This is a genomic window from Sulfitobacter sp. 1A13679, assembly GCF_043557115.1.
Classification (GTDB): Bacteria; Pseudomonadota; Alphaproteobacteria; order Rhodobacterales; family Rhodobacteraceae; genus Sulfitobacter; species Sulfitobacter faviae.
In genome coordinates, this window is sequence record NZ_JBIFFO010000048.1 from 1 (window position 1) to 4,711 (window position 4,711).

The window sequence follows — 4,711 nt, forward strand, 5'->3', positions numbered from 1 at the left end:
TAAACCACGACGCATAACTGAGGGTGGGTCAAATCTCGGTGAAAATACCGGGTCAGTTCTCAGTGACAATCAACACATTTGTCCGCCGTATGGAGACCGTACAATGACCAACTATTCTGAAAAATACTCTGGCCGTTTTGTGATCAACTCTCATGATAAAATCACGATCCGAGGTCGAGATATGCGTTTGGCACAAAAGACGCGTAATGGCTATGTGCTTATGAATGCCGACGGTACCGGAATTTCTGAAACCTTTGACTTCTGCCAGCTTTCACGGCTGAATATGGCGAAAGAGATTCATCACGAACCGGATTTTTTTACCCCTAAGGCCGCCGCCCGCAGGTCGGCGGTGTCGACTTCGCGGCTCTGCGACCTTTCTACCAAGCAGAGGATGCGCCTCAAACTCCGGCATGCTCTCGTTTCAGCCTTCCTCGAAATGCAGCAGGAGTCCCTCGTTAAGGCGAATGATCGCTCGATTGAGAAATGCATGCCTGAAATTTGTAGGCGCGCACATTCCTACCTTTCTGACGAAGCCCCTGAGCCGGAAGCCATTCAGCGCGAGATTGACGTTCGCTCAGGCGTTCGTCGCAAGACCCGTGGCGGCAATTTGGTAGCCGCTGTAGCGCCAGTACACCCTCGGACTTTGAGGTCGTGGCTCGCCAAATTTACCGAGTTTGGCATGAACGGTTTGGCAGATTCTATTTCAAACAGGGGCAATAGAATCAGCTACTTCAATGCGGAAGAGCGCGCCTTGCTCATGCGTACAGTGAAGGAAAGCTACTTATCTCTTAACGGCCCGTGGAAAGCAACCACTGTTGACGACGTAAAAATTGCGTTTCGGGATGAAAACAGGAAACGCGAAGAGCAAGGGTTGAGCGCTTTGCGGGTTCCGTCACGAGAAGCTGTGAGGAACGCGATCAACGGCTTGGATAAATTTCAGGTTGTTCTTGCCCGGAAAGGCCATGCGGAAGCCGTAAAGCTCTTCAAACCTGTTTCGGGAGGTTTGCAGGTTGATCGTCCCTTCCAAAGGGTTGAAATTGACGAGTGGTCTATCGATCTCATCACCCACCTGGCGGATTCGGGCCTCCTCAGCTTGTTTACGAAGGAAGAGCTTAACGATTTGGGGCTCGACAATAAGACAGGCCGTTGGTGGATTACAGCAGCTATTGATTGCCGGACACGGTGCATCGTCGGTATGAAGCTTACTTTGAACCCGACAACTTGCGCCTCTCTGGAATGCCTTCGGATGACGACTTCCGATAAGGGTAGTTGGGCAGATGCTGTCGGTGCGGTTTCTGGCTGGCATATGGCGGCAACCCCTGAAACTCTTGTCTCAGATAATGGGCCTGCGTTCAAAGCGTTCAAATTTACGGAAGCATGTAATGATCTAAAAATTACCCATGAGCTTTCAATTGCGGGAATGCCGAGTATGAGGGGAACCATCGAACGTGTGTTTCGTACTGCGGCGATGAATCTTTTGCCTCGATTGAATGGTCGAACATTCTCGTCCGTACTGGAGCGGGGGGACCACCCAGCCGAGAAGCGTGCCTGTTTAGGCCCCGAAGATCTTTGTTTCGCATTGGTCCGCTGGATCGTAGATATCTATCACAACACTCCGCATAGCGGTCTCGGTGGCAAAACTCCCCTTGAGCAGTGGGAGGATGATGCAAAGGATGGGAACTTCCCTCTGAAAGCATGTCCTTCTGTCCGTTCTGACCGGCTGGCGTTTGGAGTTGAAGTCAAACGGCATCTTGACAAGTACGGGGTCAGCGTTCTCGGGATTAAGTATCATTCTGAAGCACTTGCAAATTGGTATATCAAATTTGGCAAACAAAAAATGGTCGTCCGCTGGCTTGCCAGCGATATCGGTTGTGTCGAAGTCCGCTTGGGGGATGAATGGCACCAACTTGAGGCCGTCGGTTCTGGTTTTGACGGATTGCATGCTCAAGTATGGCTCGAGGCACGTCGCAGCTTGAAAACAAGCAATCCTGCGAAACTTAAATGGCGGGAAGATACGGTATGCGACGCAATCTCTGCTATTCGAGAAATGAATATCCACCGATCTTTGCAGTTCGGCCTGATCACACAGAACTGGAACCCTGAACGCGTTGAAAGCGCTGAACAAAATCTCTTCTGCGGCTTTAACATTACTGGTTCAGACGTCGATACAACAATCACACCAGGTCAATACGGTCGCACTGTCCAACCTTCGAAAACGGAGGCCGTGGTAGTATCACAGCCACCAGAACCTTCAGTTCCTTCGCGATCCAAAAATATGAGGAAGAAGTGGGACGTGCGTGAGGGAGATGAGTAATGGGAGAAGAGATCGTAACCAATTGGAAAATGGATGTCGCAAAGCTGAGAAAGCGTCATATTTCTACGGAGCGGGATGACGAGATCCTGCGTCAATTGAACCGCCTTCTCAAGCAAGATGCCTTTGGGCACATTATTCCTGAGCCTGAAAGGTATACAGATAGGCTGGAAACCCGTGGCATTGCGCTAATTGAGGGTTCCGGATCTGGCAAAACCACTGCGCTGAACAGAGTTCTTTCTGAACACCCAGCCCTGAAAGGGGGTTCAGGAGGTGACGCTCAAAAGTTTCTCCGGGTGCAAGTTCCGAGTCCGGCCACGCTGAAAAGCTTAGGCAGGGAGGTACTAGCTGCGGCAGGGATGAAAGAGGTGTCACCAAGGGCAACCGCATGGGAAATCTGGGGTGTCGTACGTCGACGCCTGGCGGTTTTGAACGTCGCAGTTCTTTGGTTCGACGAAGCTCATGATATGTTTCTCTCTGGATCGGCGCGCGAGATCGACGATATGCTGAAGATGTTGAAGTCGCTCATGCAGAGCGAAACCGCAGTGATCCCCATTCTCAGTGGCACCGAGCGCTTGGCCGAAATTACTCGGTTCGATGAGCAGGTAAACCGACGCCTTACTAAGGTTGTTCCGAAGCCTCTTTGTCCAGGAACGGATGATGAGAATCTTTACAGCATGATTGAAAGCTACTGCAGCAAAGTGGGGCTTACGCCTGCAGTAGATAGCACAATCTCAGGGCGTCTCATCCACGGAAGTCGCCGCCGCTTTGGTCGGTCGATTGAGACCATCATCAATGCTATTGAATGCGCCTTGGAAGAAGGTGGTCCCGATCTGACGTGGGAGCATTTTGCAGCAGCCTGGGGAATGCAGGAGGGGTGCCAATGGGAGGAGAACGTATTTGTTGTAGCGAACTGGGCCGCGATTAAACTTGATCAGGACGCCCAAGCTTTTGAGGTAGTCCGAACTAAGAGGCAAACACGCCAAGCAGGGGTGCGCTGAATGGAATTTCTAATGCCACATTTTCCGCCAGCACAAGAAGAGAGCCTCATTTCTTGGTTGAACCGGTTTGGCCAGTTCCATTGCGGACTTTCGCTCAATGCCTTTCTACATTTTGTCGGTATTCCTCTTCAGGAGCTCCACATGGGACGCCAGGAGGTCTTTAGCCGCGCCTCCGCGATCTCAGGCCAAAGTGTTGAAAACCTCAAAACCCGAAGCCATGAATATCTGTCGGATCGACGTTTCGCCTACAGAGGTGAAACCTTTTTTCGTGAATTTCTGTTGAGGAGTTCTGTAACATTCTGCCCGGCTTGTTTGTTGTCTGATTACAATGAAAGCGGCACTGGAGCGCCCAAGTTTATTGGTCGAACTGAATGGGTTTTCCGCTCTGTTAGAACATGTGAACACCATGCCACGGCCCTGTGCAGGACGGCGCAGGTTAGAGGCTCGGAACTAGCGTTAAACATCTCGGCTCATGCACCTGACCAAGAGCGGCTAGAAAAGCTGTTAAAACAAGCACCCCTATGTAAACCCTCGGCTCTCCAAAACTACATCATTGCGCGGTTCGAAGGGCACAAGGGACCTTGTTGGTTGGACGATCAACAGATTGATTTAGCAAGTCGAGCGACTGAAATGTTAGGGGCCTGTGTCGAATATGGAGCGCAGGTGCCGCTTACAAAATTGACTGAAGCAGAGTGGGATAGTGCCGGTCAGGTAGGCTTTGAGTTCACATCAAAAGGGGAAGAGGGAATTCGGGAGGGTCTAGAGCTCCTTTTTAAACGTCCGCATAAGAACGCAGGTCAACGTGGGCCCCAGGGCGTTTTTGGCAAGCTGTTCCAATGGGTGCAGTTTAGGAACAACGACAAACCTGTTGGCCCAATTAGGGAGATCCTTCGCGAATTTATCCTCGACTCTTTCCCCATTGCAGCTGGAACGGACCTTTTTGGCGAAATCATTCCATGGCGGAAGAAGCACTCCGTCGCATCTTTAAGTGCTCATACTGGTGTTCATGCGAAGACTGTGGCCAACGCACTTGCACAGTCTGGAATGTTACCCAAGGATTTGTATGTCGTGAACATTCGGCAGACAGTTCCTGCTGGGCCAGCCGAAGAACTTATTGAAAAGTTGAAGCGTGCGGTCCCGGTAGCGAAGATTCCAGAGTACATCGGCTGCACTCGATCCCAAGCTTCACTTCTGATTGAGAACGGAATTCTTCATACTGTCATCCAAGACACTGGAAATCGAACCGCCCGTTATAAGGGCGTCGACCTGGTGGACTTGCACCAGCTGATTAGTCGGATGCGTCACTTTGGGAAGCCCGTTCAGGTCATGTCCCAGGGAGAGGTGTAACTTCTGGTAGCGCTTTTGGTGGCGTCCGCGCCCTTCATGAGGCGCCGTAGGA

Annotated in this window: 3 protein-coding genes; all 3 read left to right on the forward strand. The window is 51.3% G+C overall.

What is annotated here, in order from left to right; all coding sequences use genetic code 11:
• The first annotated feature begins 103 nt into the window (after positions 1 to 103).
• Genes ACGYLA_RS19325 through ACGYLA_RS19335 form a run of 3 tightly spaced genes read left to right on the forward strand, consistent with a single transcriptional unit; the run spans position 104 to position 4,659 of the window.
• Positions 104 to 2,314, forward strand: a complete 2,211-nt coding sequence (locus ACGYLA_RS19325) for an integrase (protein ID WP_394434602.1) — start codon at positions 104 to 106, stop codon at positions 2,312 to 2,314.
• Complete coding sequence (locus tag ACGYLA_RS19330; protein WP_394434604.1) at positions 2,314 to 3,312, forward strand: TniB family NTP-binding protein; 999 nt, start codon at positions 2,314 to 2,316, stop codon at positions 3,310 to 3,312. Before ACGYLA_RS19325 ends, ACGYLA_RS19330 begins: the two co-directional genes overlap by 1 nt.
• Positions 3,313 to 4,659 carry a TniQ family protein gene (locus ACGYLA_RS19335; protein ID WP_394434606.1) on the forward strand — a complete coding sequence of 449 codons (1,347 nt, stop codon included), beginning with the start codon at positions 3,313 to 3,315 and terminating at the stop codon, positions 4,657 to 4,659.
• Positions 4,660 to 4,711 lie beyond the last annotated feature (52 nt).